The sequence below is a fragment of the Pseudonocardia endophytica genome (assembly GCF_004339565.1).
Classification (GTDB): Bacteria; Actinomycetota; Actinomycetes; order Mycobacteriales; family Pseudonocardiaceae; genus Pseudonocardia; species Pseudonocardia endophytica.
The window spans coordinates 157,020-177,970 of sequence record NZ_SMFZ01000001.1; the positions used below are offsets into that span (position 1 = coordinate 157,020).

A 20,951-nucleotide genomic window follows, 5' to 3' on the forward strand; every position below is an offset into this window, starting at 1 on the left:
TCAGCACGTGACCGGGATGTCGACGGAACGTCCCACGGAGGCCGGTGATCGTGCGACGAGCGCGGTCCCGGCCTCCGGGCCCGTCGCGGCCCGGGTGCGTGGCGTGCGGAAGACGTTCGGGCGCACGGTCGCCGTGGACGGGATCGACCTCGACGTCCCGGCCGGCTCGGTGTTCGGGATGCTCGGTCCGAACGGGTCCGGCAAGACGACGCTCATCCGCATGCTGCTCGGGCTGACGAGGCCCACGACCGGGTCGGTCGAGCTGCTCGGCCGCCGGGTTCCCGACGGGCTCGCGGCGACGCTGCCGGACGTCGGTGCCCTGGTCGAGGGGCCGGGCTTCCACCCGTTCCTGTCCGGACGGGAGAACCTGCGCCGGGTCGCCGCCACCGAGCCGCGGCTGGCGCCGTCGGGGATCCGCGGTGCCGTCGACGACGCCCTGGAGCGCGTCGGCCTGTCCGACGCGGCGGACCGCCGCTTCCGCGGCTACTCGCTCGGCATGAAGCAACGCCTCGGACTCGGTGCGGCGTTGCTGGTCCCCCGTCGGCTCGTCGTCCTCGACGAGCCGACGAACGGGCTCGACCCGGCCGGCACCCGCGAGGTGCGGACGATCGTCGCGGAGCTGCGCGCGGCGGGCGCGACCGTCCTGCTGTCGTCGCACCTGCTGGCCGAGGTCGAGGCGGTGTGCACGCACGTCGCCGTGCTGCAGTCCGGGTCGCTCGTCGTGTCCGGCGAGCTCGGCACGCTGCTCGACGCGGGCGGCGGCGGTCTGGAGATCGCCACCCCCGATGTGGACGCCGCACTCGCGACGCTGCGCGCGACCGGGGCGACGGCGTTCGCGCGGGGGCCGGAGACCGGCGGAGCCGGCGGGGCGGGGACGGCACAGCATCCCGGCGTGGTCGTCGGCGACGGCGGGCCCCCACCGCCCGTGCTGTTCGCCGCGCTCGTCCGCGACGGGATCGACGTGTACGAGGTGCGACGCCGCCGTCCGCACCTGGAGGAGCTGTTCGCCCGCCTGACCGAACAGGAGAGCTCGTGACCGCCGTCGCGGACGCCACGCCGACCGCCGATCCCCGTCCCGTTCCGCTGTGGCGGCTCTGCGCGGCCGAGATGCGGTGGGTGCTGCGCCGCCCCCGCACGCTGGTCATGTTCGGGCTGTTCGCCGTCGTGCCGATCCTGATCGCGATCGGTGTCGTGGTCGCCGACGGTGAGGGCGGACGCGGGCTGATCGGCTCCGTCGCCGGCAACGGGCTCGTGCTGCCGGTCGCGGCGATGACCGTCTCGTTGGCCCTGCTGCTGCCGTTGGCCGTCTCCACCGCGGCGGCGGACGCGATCGCGGGCGAGTCCCAGCACGGCACGCTGCGCGGACTGCTGCTGTCCCCCGTCGGTCGACTGCGACTGGCGGCGATGAAGGCGTTCGGTGTGCTCGTCGTCGCGGCGATCTGCGTGCTCGTGCTGGCCGTCGTCGGGGTGCTGGCCGGGTGGGTCGTGGTCGGGACGCCGGGTGCCGCCGCGGTCACGTTGTCCGGCACGACGTTGGGAGCAGGCGAAGCGCTGTGGCGGGTCGCGCTCGTTGCACTGTGGACGGTCGGTCAGCTGGCCGCCGTCGGGGCCGTGGCACTGGCGATCTCGGCGTGCACCGAGCACCCGCTCGTGGTGCTCGCGTCGGTGCTCGGCGGCGTGATCGCGTTCGGCGTGGCCGGGGCGATCCCGGCGCTCGACTGGTTGCAGCCGTACCTGCTGACGTCGGGCTGGTCGGCGAGCGCGGACGTGATCCGCGACCCGCTCCCCCTGGACGGACTGGGCCAGAGCTCGCTCGTCGCGCTCGTGTACCTGCTCGTCGGCGCCGCGCTCCTGGTGTTCCGGATGCTCCGCCGCGACGCCTGACCGGGCCGGGCCGCGACCTACCTGCCGCTCCGGACAGCCGAGGCGGTCCACCGGGCAGTGCGTCCGCCGCCCAGGTCCATGATCGGCAGAAGTGGACAGAGCGCGCCGCCGATGGCGCGATCCAGCCACTCCCGCCGATCATGGCCGGGCCCGGGCGACGGGGGCGGCTCACCTCCACCTCCGTGATCGGCGGAAGCGGTCACAGCGCGCCACCCGTGGCGCGATCCGGCCACTCCCGGTGATCATGGCCGGCCCAGGCGACGGAGGCGGCTCACCTCCGCCGTCCATGATCGGCGGAATCGGCACCAGCGCGCCACCAGTGGCGCGTTCCAGCCACTCCCGCTGATCATGGCCGGGCCAGAGCGGTGCCGGCTCGTTGCTCGGCGACGCGGCACCGGTCCATCTCGGGAGCGTCGCCCACCTCTTCGAGCGCCGTGATCAGCGGAACCGGCAGCGGCGCGCCACCAGCGGCGCGATCCGACCAGTTCCGCCGATCACGACGCGCCGCGGGGCGACATCAGGCCGGATCCCGTGGCGCGGGACCGGAAGTCGCCGACCGTCCGGGCGGCACGGCATGATCTGACGCCATGCGTGCGGTACAGGTGACGAAGGCGGGCGGTCCGGACGTGCTCGAGGTCGTCGACCTCCAGGATCCGACCCCCGGTCCCGGTGAGGTGCTGGTCGACGTCGCGGCGGCCGGGATCAACTACATCGACACCTACCAGCGCGAGGGCATCTACCCGATGGAGACGCCCTACGTCGCCGGGTTGGAGGGCTCCGGGAAGGTGACCGCGCTCGGCGAGGGCGTGCACGGCGTGTCGGTCGGCGACCGCATCGCGTGGGCCGAGACGTTCGGCAGCTACGCGCAGAAGATCGTCGTCCCGTGGGAGAAGGCCGTCCCGGTCCCCGACGGCGTCGACGACGAGCAAGCCGTCGGCGCGCTCCTGCAGGGCATGACGGCGCACTTCCTGGTGAACGACACCTACCCGGTGCAGCGGGGCGACACCGTCCTCGTGCACGCCGCGGCGGGTGGCGTCGGGCTGCTGCTCGTGCAGTTGGCCGCGGCCAAGGGTGCGCGGGTGATCGCCACCGTCTCCACCCCCGAGAAGGAGGAGCTCGCCCGCGGTGCGGGTGCGGCCGAGGTGATCCGGTACACCGAGGTCGACGACCTGGCCGCCGCGGTGCGCGCGTTCACCGACGACGAGGGCGTCGCCGCCGCGTTCGACAGCGTCGGGAAGACGACGTTCGACGCCAGCCTGGCCAGCCTCCGTCGTCGCGGCATGCTCGTGCTGTTCGGGGCGGCCAGCGGCCCGGTCCCGCCGGTCGACCCGCAGCGGCTGAACAGTGCCGGGTCGGTGTTCCTGACCCGTCCGAAGCTGTTCGACTTCGTCATCACCACCGGCGAGCTGCGCGACCGCGCCGCGGGCGTCTACGCCGCCGTCGCCGACGGGACGCTGGACGTGCGGATCGGGCACCGCTACCCGCTGGACCAGGCCCGGAACGCGCACGAGGACCTCCAGGCGCGACGCACGACGGGCAAGCTGATCCTGACGCCCTGAGGCCGACGCGGCGGCGCGGCGGGGCGTGCTAGGAAACGGTGTGCCCCCGCAGACGCCGTTCCACGATCTCCAGGCCTACATCGAGGTGCCCCGCCTGGCCGGGCTCGCGCTGTCCCCCGACGGTGAGCGCCTGATCACGACGGTCGCCGAGCTCGACCCCGACCGCACACGGATGGTCAGCGCGCTCTGGGAGGTCGATCCGCACGGTTCGACGCCGGCGCGGCGGCTGACCCGTAGCGCCGCGGGCGAGTCGAACCCGGTGCTCACCCCGGACGGCGACGTGCTGTTCCTGTCCGCCCGCCCGGACCCGGACACCTCCGGCGACGGCGGCGACGGCCCGGCCGCACTGTGGTCGCTGCCCGCCGGAGGCGGCGAGGCCCGGATCGTCGGCAGCCGCCCCGGCGGCGTCTCCGACCCGGTCGTCGCCCGCGACGCGGGCACGGTCCTGGCGACGTCCGCGACGCTGCCCGGCAGCATCACCGCCGAGGACGACGAGCGCAGGCGCGCGGCCCGGGGCGACGCCAAGGTGACCGCGGTGCTGCACACGGGTGACCCGGTCCGGCACTGGGACCACGACCTCGGTCCCGCAGAGCCCCGCCTGGTCGTCGCAGCGCCGGGAGCGGAGAGTCTGGAGTGGACGGACCTGACCCCGGCACCGGGCCGGGCACTGGACGAGACCGGGCACGACATCGCGCCGGACGGGCGCACCGTCGTCACCGCGTGGGACACCTCGTCGTCCGGGGAGCACCGGGCGGTGATCGTCGCGCTGGACACCGCCACCGGGCACCGCCGGATCCTGCTCGACGAGCCCGGCCACGACCTGCAGGCGCCGCGGATCAGCCCGGACGGCACGCAGGTCGCCGTCGTCCGCGAGGTGCTGCCGTCGGCCGACCACGCGCCGGAGATCGACCTCGTCGTGGTGCCGATCGAGGGCGGGGCCGCGCGGGAGGCGGCGCCCGGGTGGGATCGCTGGCCGTCCGCCGTGCGGTGGAGTGCCGACTCCGCGCACCTGATCGTCACCGCCGACGAGCGGGGACGCGCACCGCTGTTCCGGATCGACGTCGCGGCCGGCACGGTCACGCGGCTGACCGGCGACCACGGCGCCTACGCCGAGCCGTGCCCGTCGCCGGACGGACGCTGGGTGTACGCGCTGCGCCACGCCGTCGACGCCCCGCCCGCCCCGGTCCGGGTGGACGCGCACACCGCGGACGGCGAGCCGGAAGCACTGCTCGGACCGGCCGCCGATCCGGAACTGCCGGGACGGCTGACCGAGATCGAGACGACGGCCCCGGACGGCAGCCCGTTGCGCGCGTGGCTCGTGCTCCCCGAGTCCACGACACCCGCTCCGCTCCTCCTCTGGGTGCACGGCGGGCCGCTGTCCAGCTGGAACGGCTGGATGTGGCGCTGGAACCCGTGGCTGATGGCGGCCCGCGGGTACGCCGTTCTGCTCCCCGACCCGGCGCTGTCCACCGGGTACGGGCACGCCTTCGTCCAGCGTGGCTGGGGCGCCTGGGGCGATGCGCCGTACACCGACGTCCTGGCGCTCACCGACGCCGCCGAGCAGCGCGACGACATCGACGAGACCCGCACGGCCGCCATGGGCGGCTCGTTCGGCGGCTACATGGCGAACTGGATCGCCGGGCACACCGACCGCTTCCGCGCGATCGTCACCCACGCCAGCCTGTGGGCGCTGGACCGGTTCGTCCCGACCACCGACCACCCCGGCTACTGGCACCACGAGCTGAACGCCCGGATGGTCGCCGAGCACAGCCCGCACCGGTTCGCCGACGCGATCCGGACGCCGATGCTGGTGATCCACGGCGACCGGGACTTCCGGGTCCCGATCACCGAGGCGCTCGCGCTGTGGTGGGACCTGACCTCGCGTCAGGAGGACCCGGACGCGAACCCGCACCGGTTCCTGCACTTCCCGGACGAGAACCACTGGGTACTGGCTCCCCAGCACGCGGTGCTCTGGTACGAGACGGTGCACGCGTTCCTGGCCACGCACGTCCTCGGCGAACCGTGGGAGACGCCGGACCTGCTGCGGTAAGGAGTGCCCTACCCTCTGGGCATGTACCTGCCGGTCGACATGGATCGTGTGAACGAGGTGTTGCGCGAGCACGGCGTGGTCTTCGCGTTGGTCTTCGGCAGCCACGCGACCGGTACCGCAGGTGATCGCTCCGATGTGGACCTGGCCGTGTGGTCCGACCGGCCGATCGACGACTGGGCTCTTCGGGGCGCACTTCCGGACATCGTGGATCTCCTCGACCTGCGCCGGGCACCCGATGGGCTGGCCGGTCGGGTGGCGATGGAAGGCATCGTCGTGCTTGACGACCAGCCCACGGCCCGGATCCGTTGGCAGGCGGAGACCCGCAAGCGTCACCTCGACGAGGCGTTTCGGCGCGAGCGGTTCCGCCAGGACTTCGTCCGAGCCCATGGTTGATCGAGAGAGGCTGCTCGGGCTCGTGGCGCGGATCACGGCCCGGCTCGCGATCCTCGACGAGTACGCCACGCAGGATCGCGAGCCGCTCCTAGGCGACCGGGTCCGGATGGGTGACCTCAAATACACGTTCCAGACCGCCATCGAGGCCGGCATCGACGCCGCTCAGCACGTCGTGGCCGACCGTGGTCTCGGTGTCCCGCCGACCAATGCGGCCGCGTTCCGCTCGCTCGCTGACGCGGCACTCCTCGACGGCGAGCTGGCCGGCCGGTTGAGTGGTGCGGTGGGATTCCGCAACGTGCTCGTGCACGGCTACGCCGAGGTCGACGACCGGATGGTCATCGACCACCTTGACGACCTCCGCGATCTGCGGGAGTTCGTCGCCGCGATGACCCGGCTGTTGGACTGACCCTCAGACCAGGACCGGGAGTCCCACCGCCGCGTCCACGGCGATCGCCGCGAACAGCACGCACAGGTAGATGTTCGAGAGGTGGAACAACGGCATCGGCGAGACCTCGCGGCCCGCCTTGACGTTCGCGTGCAGCCGGTGCGCGCGGAACACGAAGTACGCGCCACCGGCAAGGGCTACCCCGACGTAGATCCACGACGTCGCGGGCAGGAGCAGCAGGCTCCACGCCGCCATCACCCAGCTGTAGATCACGATGCGCACCGACACCTGCCGCGGTGTTGCGACGACCGGGAGCATCGGCACTTCCGCCGCGGCGTAGTCCTCGCGGTAGCGCATCGCGAGCGCCCAGAAGTGTGGCGGCGTCCAGAAGAAGATCACGCCGAACATCACCAGCGCCGGCCAGCCGACGTCACCGGTCACGGCCGCCCAGCCGATCACCACCGGCATGCAGCCCGCCGCGCCACCCCAGACGATGTTCTGCGATGTCCGGCGCTTGAGCAGCAGCGTGTAGACGAGCACGTAGAACGCGATCGCGGCGACCGAGAGCCCGGCGGCCAGCCAGTTCGTCGTGAACCCGAGCCAGAGCGAGCTGATCGCCCCCAGCACCAGGCCGAAGACCAGCGCGTGCCCGGCGGGGACCTGGCCGCGGGCCAGCGGGCGCCGCGACGTCCGCTTCATCTTCTGGTCGATGTCCGCGTCGACCACGCAGTTCAACGCGTGCGCGCTGGCCGCCGCCATGGCGCCGCCGAACAGCGTCGCCACGATCAGCCAGATCGACGGGATCCCGCGCTGCGCGAGGAACATCGCGGGCACCGTGACCACCAGCAGCTGCTCGATGATCCGCGTCTTGGTGAGGCCGAGGTAGGCCTTGACGGTGTCCGTGATGCGCTGCCACCGACCGCGCGACGGGTCCGCCTGCGGTGACGTCTCCCGTCCCGGACGGGACACGGGTGCGCTCACGCGTTCACTACCTCGCTGTCGGATCGGTGGTGGTGCCGCCGGACGTTCGGGCTCCGGACTTCTACAGCGCGTCGATGCTAACCGGTGGTATGCCCGTCGCGCCCACCGGGTAGACCCCCCGTGTCGGGGATGTCGCGGGGGGTTCACCGTGGAGGTACCTGCTGGCAGAGGCCTTGAGCGATAGGGTGGCCGCGAGGACGGGACCGGCAGCGCGGGCGGCGTGATCCGCGTCGCCCGGCCGCCGTGTGCGGCCGCGCCGGACCCGACAACGAGCATCGACCAGAGCCGTCGACACAGAGCGTAGGAGTCATCGACTTGTCCAGCCCCGAAGGCACCACCCACGCCAACGCGGTCACCGCCGACTCCCCGCACGCCGGGCCGGCCGCCGTCGAAGCGCTCGTCACGCCCCACGTGCCCGACGACTGGACCGACCTGGACCGCCGCGCCGTGGACACGATCCGGGTGCTGGCCGCGGACGCGGTCCAGAAGTGCGGCAGCGGGCACCCTGGTACGGCGATGAGCCTGGCTCCCCTGGCCTACACCCTGTTCCAGCGCGTGATGCGGCACGACCCGTCGGACCCGGACTGGATGGGGCGCGACCGGTTCGTGCTGTCCGCCGGGCACTCCAGCCTCACCCTCTACATCCAGCTCTACCTGGCCGGTTACGGGCTGGAGCGCGAGGACCTGGAGAAGCTGCGCACCTGGGAGTCGCTCACCCCGGGCCACCCGGAGTACGGGCACACCCGCGGCGTCGAGATGACGACCGGTCCGCTGGGCCAGGGGCTCGCGTCCGCCGTCGGGATGGCGATGGCCGCCCGTCGCGAGCGCGGCCTGTTCGACCCGGACACGCCGGAGGGCGCCAGCCCGTTCGACCACCAGATCTACGTGATCGCCTCGGACGGTGACATCGAGGAGGGCGTCACCAGCGAGGCGTCGTCCCTGGCCGGGCGCCAGGAGCTCGGCAACCTCACGGTGATCTACGACGCGAACGAGATCTCGATCGAGGACGACACCACGATCGCGCTGTCCGAGGACACCGCGGCACGCTACGAGGCGTACGGCTGGCACGTCCAGACCGTCGACGGCGGCGAGAACGTCAGCGGCATCCTGGCCGCGCTGTCGGCGGCGCGCGCGGAGACGAGCAGGCCGTCGTTCATCCGCCTGCGCACGGTGATCGGCTACCCGGCGCCGAACAAGATGAACACCGGTGCGGCGCACGGCTCCGCTCTCGGCGACCCGGAGGTCCGTGCCGTCAAGGAGAAGCTCGGCTTCGACCCGGACCGGGACTTCGAGGTCGACGAGGACGTCCTCAAGCACACCCGGGCCGTCGGTGAGCGCTCGCGCGAGGCGCACGACACCTGGCAGGGCACGTTCGACGAGTGGGCGGAGCGCGAGCCGCACCGCAAGCAGCTGCTCGACCGCCTGCTCGCCGGCAGGCTGCCGGAGGGGTGGACGGACGCGCTGCCGCACTGGGACGCCGACGAGAAGGGCATCGCGACCCGCAAGGCGGGCGGCGAGGTGCTCAGCGCCATCGCCGACGTGCTGCCGGAGCTGTGGGGCGGCTCCGCCGACCTCGCCGAGAGCAACAACACGACGATGAAGGGCGCCGACTCGTTCGGCCCGAAGTCCGCGGCCACGACCATGTGGGCGGCGAACCCGTTCGGCCGCACGATGCACTTCGGCATCCGCGAGCACGCGATGGGCGCGATCCTGTCCGGCATCGCGCTGCACGGGCCGACCCGTCCCTACGGCGGCACGTTCCTGCAGTTCTCGGACTACATGCGCCCGTCGGTGCGCCTGGCCGCGCTGATGGACATCGACCCGATCTACGTGTGGACGCACGACTCGATCGGGCTCGGCGAGGACGGCCCGACCCACCAGCCGATCGAGCACCTGGCGGCGTTGCGGGCCATCCCGAACCTCGCCGTCGTGCGCCCCGGCGACGCGAACGAGACGGCCTACGCCTGGCGCGCGGCGCTGGAGCGGGTCGGCGGCGGCCCGACCGGGTTCGCGCTGACCCGCCAGAACGTGCCGACGTTGACCGGCACGAACTACGAGGGCGTCAACCGCGGTGGCTACGTGCTCGACGAGGCGTCCTCCGGCATCCCGCAGGTCGTGATCATCGCCACCGGCTCCGAGCTGCACCTGGCGACGGCCGCGCGGAAGATCCTGGAGGGCGAGGGCGTCGGTACCCGTGTGGTGTCGATGCCGTGCATGGAGTGGTTCGAGGCCCAGGACGACGGGTACCGCGAGTCGGTGCTGCCGTCCGCGCTGAAGGCTCGGGTCGCCGTGGAGGCCGGGATCGCCATGCCCTGGTACCGCTGGGTCGGCGACGCGGGCCGGATCGTCTCCATCGAGCACTACGGCGCGAGCGCCGACGCCGCCACGCTGTTCGAGAAGTTCGGTTTCACACCCGAGACCGTCGCCGACGCCGCGCGGCGGTCCGTCGCCGCGGCGTCGTAGAACCTCCTGATCGCCACGAGCAAGGGAGAGATGATGAGCAACGAGCGACTGGCCGCCCTCTCGGCGGCCGGCGTGTCCATCTGGCTGGACGACCTGTCCCGCGAGCGGATCAAGTCCGGCAACCTCGCGACGCTGATCACCGAGGACTCGGTCGTCGGCGTCACGACCAACCCGACGATCTTCGCAGGCGCGCTGTCCGACGGGTCCGCCTACGACGACCAGGTCCGCGAGCTCGCCGCACGCGGTGCGGACGTCGACTCGGCGATCCGCGAGATCACCGTCGCCGACGTCCAGCACGCCTGCGACGTGTTCTCCGGGACGTGGGAGAACACCGGCGGCGTCGACGGGCGCGTCTCGCTGGAGGTCGACCCCCGGCTGGCGCACGACACGCAGAGGACGGTCGCGCAGGCCGTCGACCTGTGGAAGGCCGTCGACCGGCCGAACCTGCTGGTCAAGATCCCGGCCACGGAGGAGGGTCTGCCCGCGATCACCCAGGCGATCTCCGAGGGCGTCAGCGTGAACGTCACGCTGATCTTCTCGGTCGAGCGCTACAAGCTGGTGATGGAGGCCTACGTCGCCGGCCTGGAGAAGGCCCAGCAGAACGGCCAGGACATCGCCGGGATCCACTCCGTCGGGTCGTTCTTCGTGTCCCGTGTGGACTCCGAGATCGACTCGCGGCTGGAGAAGATCGGCACCGACGAGGCGCTGGCGCTGCGCGGCAAGGCGGGCGTCGCGAACTCGCGGCTCGCGTTCGCCGCGTACGAGGAGGCGTTCAGCGGCGGCCGGTGGGACAACCTGGCCCAGCTCGGCGCGAACGCCCAGCGTCCACTGTGGGCGTCGACCGGCGTGAAGAACCCGGACTACCCGGACACGCTCTACGTCACGGAGCTGACCGTGGCGAACACGGTGAACACGATGCCGGAGAAGACCCTGCAGGCGTTCGCCGACCACGGCGAGGTCACCGGCGACACGGTGACCGGGACGGCGGGCGAGGCACAGAAGGTCTTCGACGACCTCGAGCGGGTCGGCATCGACCTCGCCGACGTGTTCGTGGTGCTGGAGGACGAGGGCGTCGAGAAGTTCGAGAAGTCCTGGACCGAGCTGCAGGACTCGGTCCGCGGGCAGCTCGACGCCGCGAAGTAGGGCGCCGGTGACCGACGGCGGTTCCGGGGACGGGTCGTCCGCTCCGGTGCGGGTGCACCTGGACGGCGACCCGTTCGCCGGTGCCGCCCGGCGGATCGCGGCGGAACTGGCCGACGAGACCGTCGCGTCCCGGCTCGCCGACGGCGACCCGTCCGCCGTCCCCGACGGCCACGCCGCCGACCACGCCGCCGACCCGAGCGTCTGGGGTCCGACGGCGGTCGGCAGGCTCGGGTGGGTCGACCTCCCCCGCGGGTCGCGGGCGCTCGTCGGGCAGATCGAGGCGCTCCGGTCGTCGTTCACGGCGGCCGGTGCGCACCGGGTGCTGCTGGTCGCCGGGCCCGCCGTCGCCGCGGGTGCCAGGGCGCTGGCCGAACGTACCGGCGCGCGGCTGACCGTCCTCGACGGGCCGGACCCGGTCCAGGTGGGCGAGGCGCTGGCCGGCGAGCTGGCCGAGACCGTGCTCGTGGTCGCCGACGCGGGCGGGGACGACGCGGTCGTCGCGGCCGTGCACCGGGTGGTCGCCGAGGCGCTGGCCGACGACCTGGCCAGCACGGACGGCGCCGACGACGACCCGGCCGCCCGCGCGACGCTCGCCGGGCGGACCGTCTACCTGACCGAGCCGGGCTCGCCGCTGGACGAGCGCGGGCGGGCGGACGGCTCCGTCGTGGTCACCGTGGACTCCGACGTGCCGCAGCGGTTCTCCGCGCTCGGCCCGTTCGGGCTGGTCCCGGCCGGGCTCGCGGGTGCGGACACCGGGCGGATCGTGGCGTCCGCGCTGGCCGCGCAGCCCGACCTGACCGACGACACGCCGGACAACCCGGCGCTGCTGCTGGCCGGCGCGCTCGTCGCGGCCCGCGGGTCGGTGCTCGTACTGCGCGGCGCCGAGGACGAGCCGGGCGCCGCCGCGTGGATCGCGCAGCTGGTCTCCGGTGCGGGCGGCCCGCTCGTCCTGACCACCGACGACGACGATCTCGACGACCTCGTCGCGCCTGCCGACCGGGTCGCCGTCGACGGCCCGGGGACCGACCGCGGCGACCCGCACGACACCGTCCCCGCCGTCGTCGAGGTGCAGGGCACGGGCGGCGGTCCCGGTGTGCGCGTCACGGCGGACCCGGGCGCCAGGACGTTGCTGTGGCAGGTGGCCGTCGCGGTCGCCGCACGGCGGCTGGGGACCGACCCCTACCCGGAGCCCCCGGACGTGGCCGACCCCGGACCGTCGGAACCCGTGGTGCGCGACGGCGGCGTGGAGGTCCACGCGAACGGATGGCTCCCCGAGGTCGGCACGGTCGGCGAGGCGCTCGCCGAGCTCGTGCGCCGGGCACCGGTCGGCGGCCACCTGGCCGTCGCGGCGTGGCTCGACCCGGAGTCCGACGCGTCGGTGGCCGTCCTGCGCGGCCTGCTCGCCGAACGCACCGGGCTGCCGACGACGTTCGGCTGGGCGCCGCGGTGCTGGCCCGGCGACGGGCAGCGGCACCTCGCCGGCAGCACGCGACCCGCTGTCCACTGTCACCTGTCCGGCGACGCACCCGACGCCGTCGAGGCGCCCGCGCTCGCGGAACTGGATAGCCTGCACGCGGCGCAGGCGCGGTCGGCGGTGGCCGCGCTGGACGAACGGGGACAACCGGTGCTGCGGCTGCACCTGACCGACCGCGTGGCCGGGCTGGTGACGCTGGCCAGGGCGGTGCAGGACCTGCCGGCGGACACCCGACGGCACTGATCGAGATCTGCTCGACACCGATCGACGAGAGCGTACGAGAGGAACACCGATGACCGGCGTGAACGGGGATCGGAACAACCCGCTGCGCGACCACCGGGACAAGCGGCTCCCCCGGATCGCGGGACCCTGCGGGCTGGTGATCTTCGGGGTGACCGGCGACCTGTCCCGCAAGAAGCTGATGCCCGCGATCTACGACCTGGCCAACCGCGGCCTGCTCCCGCCGGGCTTCGCGCTCACCGGCTTCGCCCGACGCGACTGGGACTCGGAGGACTTCGGCAAGGTCGTCTACGACGCGGTCCGCGAGCACGCCCGAACGCCGTTCCGCCAGGAGGTATGGGACCGGCTGGCCGAGGGTTTCCGCTTCGTGCAGGGCTCGTTCGACGACGACAACGCGTTCGACGAGCTGGAGCGCACCGTGCGCGAGCTCGACGAGCAGCGCGGCACCGGCGGCAACCACGCGTTCTACCTGTCGGTGCCGCCGTCGGCGTTCCCGGTCGTGTGCAAGCAGCTCGCCCGCTCCGGGCTGTCCCACGACGAGGGCGGCTGGCGCCGCGTCGTGATCGAGAAGCCGTTCGGGCACGACCTGCGCTCCGCCAAGGAGCTCAACGGCATCGTCAACGACGTCTTCCCCGAGGAGTCGGTCTTCCGGATCGACCACTACCTCGGCAAGGAGACCGTGCAGAACGTGCTGGCGCTGCGCTTCGCCAACCAGCTGTTCGAGCCGATCTGGAACGCCAACTACGTCGACCACGTCCAGATCACGATGGCCGAGGACATCGGCCTCGGCGGGCGCGCCGGCTACTACGACGGCATCGGCGCCGCCCGCGACGTGATCCAGAACCACCTGCTGCAGCTGCTCGCGTTCACCGCGCTGGAGGAGCCGACGTCGTTCTCATCGGACGAGCTGCGCGCCGAGAAGATCAAGGTGCTGAAGGCGGTCCGGCTGGCCCACCCGCTGAGCGAGACGACGGCGCGGGGGCAGTACTCCGGCGGATGGCAGGGCGGGGAGAAGGTCCCCGGCCTGAAGGAGGAGGAGGGGTTCAACCCCGAGTCCACCACCGAGACGTTCGCCGCGATCACCTGCGAGGTCGAGACCCGCCGCTGGGCCGGGGTGCCGTTCTACCTGCGCACCGGCAAGCGGCTGGGCCGTCGCGTCACCGAGATCGCGGTCGTGTTCAAGCGGGCGCCGCACCTGCCGTTCGACGCGACGATGACCGAGGAGCTCGGCCAGAACGCGTTCGTCATCCGTGTGCAGCCGGACGAGGGCGTGACGATGCGCTTCGGCTCCAAGGTGCCGGGCAACCAGATGGAGGTCCGCGACGTCACGATGGACTTCGGGTACGGCAGCGCGTTCACCGAGGCGTCCCCGGAGGCCTACGAGCGCCTGATCCTGGACGTGCTGCTCGGCGAGCCGTCGCTGTTCCCGGTCAACGAGGAGGTCGAGCGGTCCTGGGAGATCCTCGACCCGGTGATCGAGGACTGGGCCTCCCGCAAGGAGGGTCCCGACTCCTACGCCGCGGGTACCTGGGGCCCCGACTCGTCGACCCGCATGCTCGCGCGCACCGGCCGCCACTGGCGCCGGCCGTGACGTCCATGATCTCCACTCCGAACTCCGAGGGGCACACGTGATCATCGATCTGCCGTCGAGCAACACCTCGGCGGTCAACCGCAAGCTGGTCGAGCTGCGCGAGAGCGGCGGCGTGTTCGCGCTCGGGCGGGTGCTCACGCTCGTCGTGGTCACCGACGACGGGCCGGATCTCGAGAAGTCCATCGACGCGGCCAACCAGGCCAGCCGCGAGCACCCGTGCCGCGTGATCGTGCTCGCCCGCGGGCAGCGCAAGGCCGCGGCGCGGCTGGACGCGCAGATCCGGGTCGGCGGCGACGCGGGCGCCAGCGAGGTCATCGTGCTGCGCGGCTACGGCGCGCTCGCCGAGGGCGACGCCGGGGCCGGCATGGTGATGCCGCTGCTGCTGCCGGACGCGCCGGTCGTCGCGTGGTGGCCGGGCGAGGCGCCGGCGTCTCCCGCCGAGGACGCGGTCGGACAGCTGGCCCAGCGCCGGATCACGGACGCGCTGGCCGCGAAGAACCCGACGAAGGCGTTCGAGCAGCGCCGCAAGGACCACCACGAAGGCGACACGGACCTGGTCTGGACGCGCCTGACGCACTGGAGGGCGCAGCTCGCCGCCGCGATGGACGTCCCGCCGTTCGAGGACGTCACGGCGGCCGTCGTGGCCGGAGAGGCGGTGTCGCCGTCCAGCGAGCTGATGGCCGGCTGGCTGTCCGCGGCGCTCGGGATCAAGGTGAAGCGGTCCACCGTGGAGGGCAAGGCGGCCCAGGGGCTCGCACTGGTCCGGCTGACCCGGCCGTCCGGGACGATCGAGCTCGTCCGCCCGGACGGGAAGACCGCGAAGCTCACGCAGCCCGGCCAGCCGGAGCGCCGGATCGCGCTCGCCCGGCGCGAGGTGCCGGACTGCCTGGCCGAGGAGCTGCGCAGGCTGGACCCGGACGAGGTCTACCACGAGGCGCTGACCGGCGTCGGCCAGATCACCCGCGGCCGCACGCCGGTGAAGGTGGACGGATGACCGGCGCCGCGACCGCGCGGGCCGGCACCGAGGTCGCCGTCCACCCGGACGCCGAGGTGCTCGCGTCGGCCGTCGCGGCCCGGCTGGTCACGACGCTGATCGACGTCCAGGCCGCAGGCCGGGTCCCGCACGTCGTGCTCACCGGCGGCGGGGTCGGCATCGACCTCCTGCGCAGGCTGCGCGACCTGCCCGCCCAGCGGGCCGTGGACTGGTCGCGAGTGGAGCTGTTCTGGGGCGACGAGCGGTTCGTCGCGCCGGACGACGACGAGCGCAACGACAGGCAGGCCCGCGAGGCCCTGCTCGACCACGTCGGCGTCGACCCGGACCGCGTGCACCCGATGGGCGCCGACGACGGCTCGACCACCGCGGAACAGGCCGCCGCCGAGTACGCGACGCTGCTGGGCAGGCTCGGCAACCCGCGCTTCGACGTCGTCCTGCTCGGCATGGGCGGCGAGGGCCACACGCTGTCGGTGTTCCCGGACTCCCCCGCCGTGCACGCCACGTCGGACACCGTGGTCGCGGTGCACGACTGCCCGAAGCCGCCGCCGGACCGGGTGTCGCTGACGCTGCCGGTGCTCGACCGGGCGGACGAGGCGTGGGTCGTGGCCGCGGGCGACGCGAAGGCCGAGGCCGTCGCGGGTGCCGTCGGCGGGGCGCCGGAGGAGCGGTTCCCGGTGGGCGGAGCGCGCCGCGCCCGCACGACGCGCTGGCTGCTGGACACCGGGTCGGCGTCGCAGCTGCCGGGATCCTGACCGCCCGTCACGAACGGGCGGTTACCGCCCGGTAGCGGTGTGACATGATCCGCGATCCCGGGCGCCGCGGGAGTCCCGGCTCCTAGGGTCCGGTCGCATGCGCATCGGTACGCCCCTGACCCCGACGGCGACCCGCGTCCTGCTGCTCGGCTCCGGTGAGCTGGGCAAGGAGGTGGCGATCGCGTTCCAGCGGCTCGGCGTCGAGGTCGTCGCCGTGGACCGGTACCCGGGTGCCCCGGCGCACCAGGTCGCGCACCGCTGGCACGCGATCGACATGACCTGCGCGGTGTCGCTGACCACGCTGATCGAGCAGGAGCAGCCGGACTTCGTGATCCCGGAGATCGAGGCGATCGCGACGGCCGCGCTGGCCGACGTCGAAGCCGGTGGCACGACCGTCGTCCCGACCGCCCGGGCCACCCGGCTCACGATGGACCGGGAGGGGATCCGCCGCCTGGCCGCCGAGGAGCTGGGCCTGCCGACGTCGCCCTACGCGTTCGCCGACTCCCTGGACGAGGTGCGCGCGGCCGTCGCGCGGATCGGGACACCGTGCGTGCTCAAGCCGGTGATGTCGTCGTCCGGCAAGGGGCAGTCGACGATCCGGACCGAGGCGGACGTCGACGCGGCCTGGGACCACGCCCTCGCCGGGGCCCGCGTGCCGGACCCGCGCGTGATCGTCGAGGGCTACGTGGACTTCGACTACGAGATCACCCAGCTGACCGTGCGCGGCGCGGAGGGCACGGCGTTCTGCGAGCCGATCGGGCACCGGCAGGAGAACGGCGACTACGTCGAGTCCTGGCAGCCGCACCCGATGAGCGAGGCCGCCGCGGCCGCCGGCCGGGACGTCGCACAGAGGATCACCGACGCGCTCGGCGGACGCGGGATCTTCGGCGTCGAGCTGTTCGTGCGCGGCGACGACGTCCTGTTCTCCGAGGTCAGCCCCCGCCCGCACGACACCGGCCTGGTCACGATGGCCACCCAGCGGCTCTCCGAGTTCGAGCTGCACGCCCGTGCCGTGCTCGGGCTGCCGCTGGACGTCTCGCTGCGCTCGCCCGGCGCGTCGGCCGTGATCTACGGCGGCACCGAGACGAAGTCCCTGGTCTTCGACGGCGTCGGTGAGGCCCTCGCGGTTCCCGGTTCCGATCTGCGGTTGTTCGGCAAGCCGGACAGCCACCCGCGTCGCCGGATGGGCGTCGCCGTCGCGTCCGCCGACGACGTCGACACCGCCCGCGAGCGGGCCACCCGCGCGGCGTCGCTCGTCCGTCCGTCCGCCGCCGACGGGTCACCGGATCCGGGCTGACATGGCGCTCACGGCTGTCCGGTGCCCGCCGGAGCAGCCGTGGGTGCCATGTCGACGGTACCGGCCGTCGGTGTGCTGCCTGCGCACGTGCGTGTCACGCGCATCTCGCGGACACGCACGGCAAGCTGGCCGGGGTGAGGGCAGTCCCGGACCGAGCACGGAGGTGGCATGACGGACCGCACGGGCCTGGTGGTCGCCGGAGCGGGCGCACGCGGCGCCTACGAGGCGGGCGCGCTCTCGGTCCTGCTCCCCCGGCTGCACGACCTGTGGTCGGCGCCGTCGGTGTTCGTCGGCACCAGCGCGGGCGCGGTGAACGTGGCCGGCCTGGCCGGGCTCGCCCACCGCTCCCCCACGGACGCGACCGACGAGCTGGTCCAGCGCTGGCGCTCCGTGGACCTGTCCGGTGTGCTCGACCTGGCGCACTCGCTGCTCGGCGCCCTGTCCGGCTACGGCAGCCAGGTGGTACCGCTGGCCGGCCCGGCGCTCGCTCCGCTGCTCGGGTTCCTGGGCCTGCCGGACCGGCTCACGAGCCTTCTGGACACCGGCCCGCTCGAGGAGACGCTCAAGCCGCTCGTGGACTGGGACGCGCTGCACGCCAACGTCGACGCCGGGCTGGTCGACGCCGTCGCGGTCGTCGCCACCTCGGTGTCCACCGGCGGGACCGTCGTGTTCGTCGAGCACGCGGACGGCATGGTGCTTCCCGACGACGACGCGTTGCGCGACATCAGCTACGTCCGCACCCGGCTGACCGTCCGGCACCTGCTCGCCTCGGCCGCCGTCCCTGGCCTGTTCGAGCCGGTGTGGCTGAACCACCCGCCCGGCTGGTACGTCGACGGCGGCCTGCGGATGAACACGCCGCTCAAGCCGGCGCTGCGCCTGGGTGCCACCCGGCTCGGCGTGGTGGCGACGACGCCGGCCAGCGCGGTACCGGACGCGCCGGGGACGCCGGACCGGATGCCGGACGTCTTCGCCGTCGCCGCGATGGGTCTGCGCGTGGTGCTCGGCTCCGGTGTCACCGAGGACCTGCGCTCGCTGCTCGCGGTCAACGAGATGGTGCGCAGCCACCCGGGTTCCGACCCCCGGATCGAGATCCCCGCCTGGTTCGCCGGACCGCCCGCGGACCGCTCCGACGACCTCGCGCACCTCGCCGCCGACGTCCTCGGGCGGGTCCGCCCGCGCCTGCGTGATCCGGCGGTCTGGCTGCTGGACCGGTTCGTCGGCGGTGGCGCCGTCGACCACGGCGAGCTGATCTCCTTCCTGCTGTTCGACCCCGAGTTCGCCGCGGCGGCCGCCGAGCTCGGCGCCGAGCACGCCCGCACGGCCGACCGGCACCTCGCCTGATCCCGACTCCTCCGGGAAACACGCCGGAAACCGGGAGGTGATCTGGGCCGGTTGGAATGCGCCCATGCACCTGAGCCCCCAGGAGCGGGACAAGCTGCTCGTCCACCTCGCCGCCGACGTCGCCCGGGCCCGACGGGCGCGCGGTCTGCGGATGAACCATCCGGAGTCCGTCGCGCTGATCACCGACCACGTGCTCGAAGGAGCCCGCGACGGGCGCACCGTCAGCGAGCTGATGGCCTCCGGTCGTGAGGTTCTGGGTCGCGACGACGTGCTCGACGGCGTCCCCGAGATGCTGGACTCGGTGCAGGTCGAGGCCACGTTCCCGGACGGCACGAAGCTGGTCACCGTGCACGGGCCGATCGCATGATCCCGGGCGAGTTCCTGGTCGGCGACGAGCCGGTGGAGATCAACCCCGGTCGGGAGCGTGTGACGCTGGTCGTCGTGAACGCCGCGGACCGGCCGGTGCAGGTCGGGTCGCACTACCACTTCGCGGCCGCGAACCCGGGCCTCGACTTCGACCGCGCCGCCGCATGGGGTCACCGGCTCGACGTGCCCGCCGGGACGTCGGTCCGGTTCGAGCCGGGCGTCGAGCGGGAGGTGACGCTCGTACCGCTGGCCGGGGCGCGGCGGGTGCCGGGCCTGCGCCCGGAGGCGGCCGGGGACCTGGACGGTGACCGGTGAACGACCTGGACAGGGGCCGGTACGCCGACCTCTACGGCCCGACCGTCGGCGACCGGATCCGGTTGGCGGACACGAACCTGCTGATCGAGGTCACCGAGGACCGCAGCCGGGGTGCCGCGGCGGGCGACGAGGTGCTGTTCGGTGGCGGCAAGGTGATCCGCGAGTCGATGGGCCAGGCCGCCGTGACGTCGGCGCACTGCCCGGACCTGGTGATCACCGGAGCGGTCGTGCTGGACCACTGGGGCGTGGTCAAGGCCGACGTCGGCGTGAAGGACGGCCGGATCGTCGGCATCGGCAAGGCCGGCAACCCGGACACGATGGACGGCGTCGACGCAGGCCTGGTGATCGGGCCGGCCACGGAGGTGCTGTCCGGCAACGGACGGATCCTCACCGCGGGCGGCGTCGACGTCCACGTCCACTTCGTCTGCCCGCAGCTCGTGGACACCGCGCTCGCGTCCGGCGTCACGACGCTGGCAGGCGGCGGGACCGGCCCGGCCGATGGCACGAAGGCCACGACCGTCACGCCCGGCCCGTGGAACATCGCCCGGATGCTGTCCGCGATGGACCACCAGCCGGTCAACGTGCTGCTGATGGGCAAGGGCAACACCGTCTCCTCCGACGCGCTGCACGAGCAGCTGCGCGCCGGGGCCGGCGGGTTCAAGCTGCACGAGGACTGGGGCACCACCCCGTCCGCGATCGACGCCTGCCTGCGCGTGTGCGAGGAGACCGGCGTCCAGGCCGCGATCCACACCGACACGCTGAACGAGGCGGGCTTCCTGCAGTCCACGTTGGACGCGATCGGCGGCCGGTCGATCAACGCGTTCCACACCGAGGGCGCTGGCGGCGGGCACGCCCCGGACATCATCGAGGTGGTGTCGACACCGCACGTGCTGCCGTCGTCGACGAACCCGACGCGACCGCACACGGTGAACACGTTGGACGAGCACCTGGACATGCTCATGGTGTGCCATCACCTGAACCCGTCCGTGCCGGAGGACCTGGCGTTCGCCGAGTCCCGGATCCGGCCGACGACGATCGCCGCCGAGGACGTGCTGCACGACCTCGGGGCGATCTCGATGATGAGCTCGGACTCGCAGGCGATGGGCCGGATCGGCGAGGTGATCGTCCGGACCTGGCAGACCGCTCACGTGATGAAGGCGGCCCGCGGCGCACTGCCCGGCGACGGCGCGGCGGACAACGTCCGAGCACAGCGCTACGTCGCGAAGTACACGATCAACCCGGCCCGCGCGCACGGGATGGGCGACGAGATCGGGTCGGTCGAGATCGGCAAGCTCGCCGACCTCGTGCTGTGGGAACCGAAGTTCTTCGGCGTGCGCCCGGAGGTCGTGCTCAAGGCCGGGTTCGCGGTCTGGGCGCAGATGGGCGACGCGAACGCGTCCATCCCGACCCCGCAACCCGTGTTCGGACGGCCGATGTTCGGCCACGCGCCGTCCGTCGCCGCGCTCGGGTCGGTGGCGTTCCTGGCCCCGTCCGCGCTGGCCGACGGGCTGCCGGAACGGCTCGGGCTGGCGACGCCGTGCGTGCCGGTGGCGGACACGCGCTCGGTACGCAAGGCGGACATGATCGGCAACGACGCGACGCCGGACGTGCGGGTCGACCCGGACTCGTTCGAGGTGCGGATCGACGGCGACGTCGTCGAGCCCGCGCCGGTGTCCGAACTGCCGATGGCCCAGCGCTACTTCCTGTTCTGATGGGGCTGCGC

At 73.2% G+C, this 20,951-nt stretch carries 18 protein-coding genes; 17 read left to right on the forward strand and 1 reads right to left on the reverse strand.

What is annotated here, in order from left to right:
- The first annotated feature begins 16 nt into the window (after positions 1-16).
- The 6 genes from EV378_RS00750 (at position 17) to hepT (ending at position 6,292) form a co-directional block, all read left to right on the forward strand.
- Positions 17-1,036, forward strand: a complete 1,020-nt coding sequence (locus EV378_RS00750) for an ABC transporter ATP-binding protein (RefSeq protein ID WP_132427196.1) — start codon at positions 17-19, stop codon at positions 1,034-1,036.
- Entirely contained in the window at positions 1,033-1,884 is an 852-nt protein-coding gene (locus EV378_RS00755; RefSeq protein ID WP_279389585.1) for an ABC transporter permease, read from the forward strand. The genes EV378_RS00750 and EV378_RS00755 overlap by 4 nt, the downstream gene beginning before the upstream one ends.
- Before the next feature lie 587 nt (positions 1,885-2,471).
- Positions 2,472-3,443: a quinone oxidoreductase family protein gene (locus EV378_RS00760; RefSeq protein ID WP_132420833.1), complete on the forward strand. Its 972-nt coding sequence runs from the start codon at positions 2,472-2,474 to the stop codon at positions 3,441-3,443.
- Positions 3,444-3,483: 40 nt separating this feature from the next.
- The gene (locus EV378_RS00765; RefSeq protein WP_132420834.1) at positions 3,484-5,493 is read left to right on the forward strand and encodes a S9 family peptidase; all 2,010 of its coding nucleotides are present in this window, start codon (positions 3,484-3,486) and stop codon (positions 5,491-5,493) included.
- 21 nt (positions 5,494-5,514) lie between these two features.
- Entirely contained in the window at positions 5,515-5,886 is a 372-nt protein-coding gene (gene mntA, locus EV378_RS00770) for a type VII toxin-antitoxin system MntA family adenylyltransferase antitoxin (protein ID WP_132420835.1), read from the forward strand.
- Positions 5,879-6,292 (forward strand): type VII toxin-antitoxin system HepT family RNase toxin, encoded by a 414-nt coding sequence (gene hepT, locus EV378_RS35110; protein WP_165922084.1) that lies wholly within the window; start codon positions 5,879-5,881, stop codon positions 6,290-6,292. Before mntA ends, hepT begins: the two co-directional genes overlap by 8 nt.
- A gap of 3 nt (positions 6,293-6,295) precedes the next feature.
- Here hepT and EV378_RS00780 read toward each other — a convergent pair whose 3' ends face one another.
- A complete protein-coding gene (locus EV378_RS00780) occupies positions 6,296-7,252 on the reverse strand; it encodes a heme o synthase (protein ID WP_132420837.1) in 957 nt (318 codons plus the stop codon).
- A 411-nt stretch (positions 7,253-7,663) separates the two neighbouring features.
- Here EV378_RS00780 and tkt point away from each other — a divergent pair, with 411 nt between their 5' ends.
- The 11 genes from tkt to EV378_RS00835 all read left to right on the forward strand — a co-directional run bounded on the left by tkt (position 7,664) and on the right by EV378_RS00835 (position 20,940).
- Positions 7,664-9,715, forward strand: coding sequence for a transketolase (tkt, locus tag EV378_RS00785; protein WP_132427200.1), 2,052 nt, complete (start codon positions 7,664-7,666; stop codon positions 9,713-9,715).
- Between the two features lie 30 nt (positions 9,716-9,745).
- Positions 9,746-10,858 carry a transaldolase gene (tal, locus tag EV378_RS00790; RefSeq protein ID WP_132420838.1) on the forward strand — a complete coding sequence of 371 codons (1,113 nt, stop codon included), beginning with the start codon at positions 9,746-9,748 and terminating at the stop codon, positions 10,856-10,858.
- Between the two features lie 7 nt (positions 10,859-10,865).
- Positions 10,866-12,575: a hypothetical protein gene (locus EV378_RS00795; protein ID WP_132420839.1), complete on the forward strand. Its 1,710-nt coding sequence runs from the start codon at positions 10,866-10,868 to the stop codon at positions 12,573-12,575.
- A gap of 49 nt (positions 12,576-12,624) precedes the next feature.
- A complete protein-coding gene (gene zwf, locus EV378_RS00800; protein ID WP_132420840.1) occupies positions 12,625-14,163 on the forward strand; it encodes a glucose-6-phosphate dehydrogenase in 1,539 nt (512 codons plus the stop codon).
- Positions 14,164-14,200: 37 nt separating this feature from the next.
- The gene (locus tag EV378_RS00805) at positions 14,201-15,157 is read left to right on the forward strand and encodes a glucose-6-phosphate dehydrogenase assembly protein OpcA (protein WP_132420841.1); all 957 of its coding nucleotides are present in this window, start codon (positions 14,201-14,203) and stop codon (positions 15,155-15,157) included.
- On the forward strand, positions 15,154-15,909 hold the full coding sequence (gene pgl, locus EV378_RS00810; protein WP_132420842.1) for a 6-phosphogluconolactonase: 756 nt from the start codon (positions 15,154-15,156) through the stop codon (positions 15,907-15,909). Before EV378_RS00805 ends, pgl begins: the two co-directional genes overlap by 4 nt.
- Positions 15,910-16,006: 97 nt before the next feature.
- Positions 16,007-17,206 (forward strand): formate-dependent phosphoribosylglycinamide formyltransferase, encoded by a 1,200-nt coding sequence (purT, locus tag EV378_RS00815; protein ID WP_132420843.1) that lies wholly within the window; start codon positions 16,007-16,009, stop codon positions 17,204-17,206.
- 168 nt (positions 17,207-17,374) lie between these two features.
- Positions 17,375-18,547 (forward strand): patatin-like phospholipase family protein, encoded by a 1,173-nt coding sequence (locus tag EV378_RS00820; protein WP_132420844.1) that lies wholly within the window; start codon positions 17,375-17,377, stop codon positions 18,545-18,547.
- A 64-nt stretch (positions 18,548-18,611) separates the two neighbouring features.
- On the forward strand, positions 18,612-18,914 hold the full coding sequence (locus EV378_RS00825; protein ID WP_132420845.1) for an urease subunit gamma: 303 nt from the start codon (positions 18,612-18,614) through the stop codon (positions 18,912-18,914).
- Positions 18,911-19,228 carry an urease subunit beta gene (locus EV378_RS00830; protein ID WP_132420846.1) on the forward strand — a complete coding sequence of 106 codons (318 nt, stop codon included), beginning with the start codon at positions 18,911-18,913 and terminating at the stop codon, positions 19,226-19,228. Before EV378_RS00825 ends, EV378_RS00830 begins: the two co-directional genes overlap by 4 nt.
- A complete protein-coding gene (locus EV378_RS00835) occupies positions 19,225-20,940 on the forward strand; it encodes an urease subunit alpha (RefSeq protein WP_132420847.1) in 1,716 nt (571 codons plus the stop codon). Before EV378_RS00830 ends, EV378_RS00835 begins: the two co-directional genes overlap by 4 nt.
- The last annotated feature ends 11 nt before the right edge of the window (positions 20,941-20,951 follow it).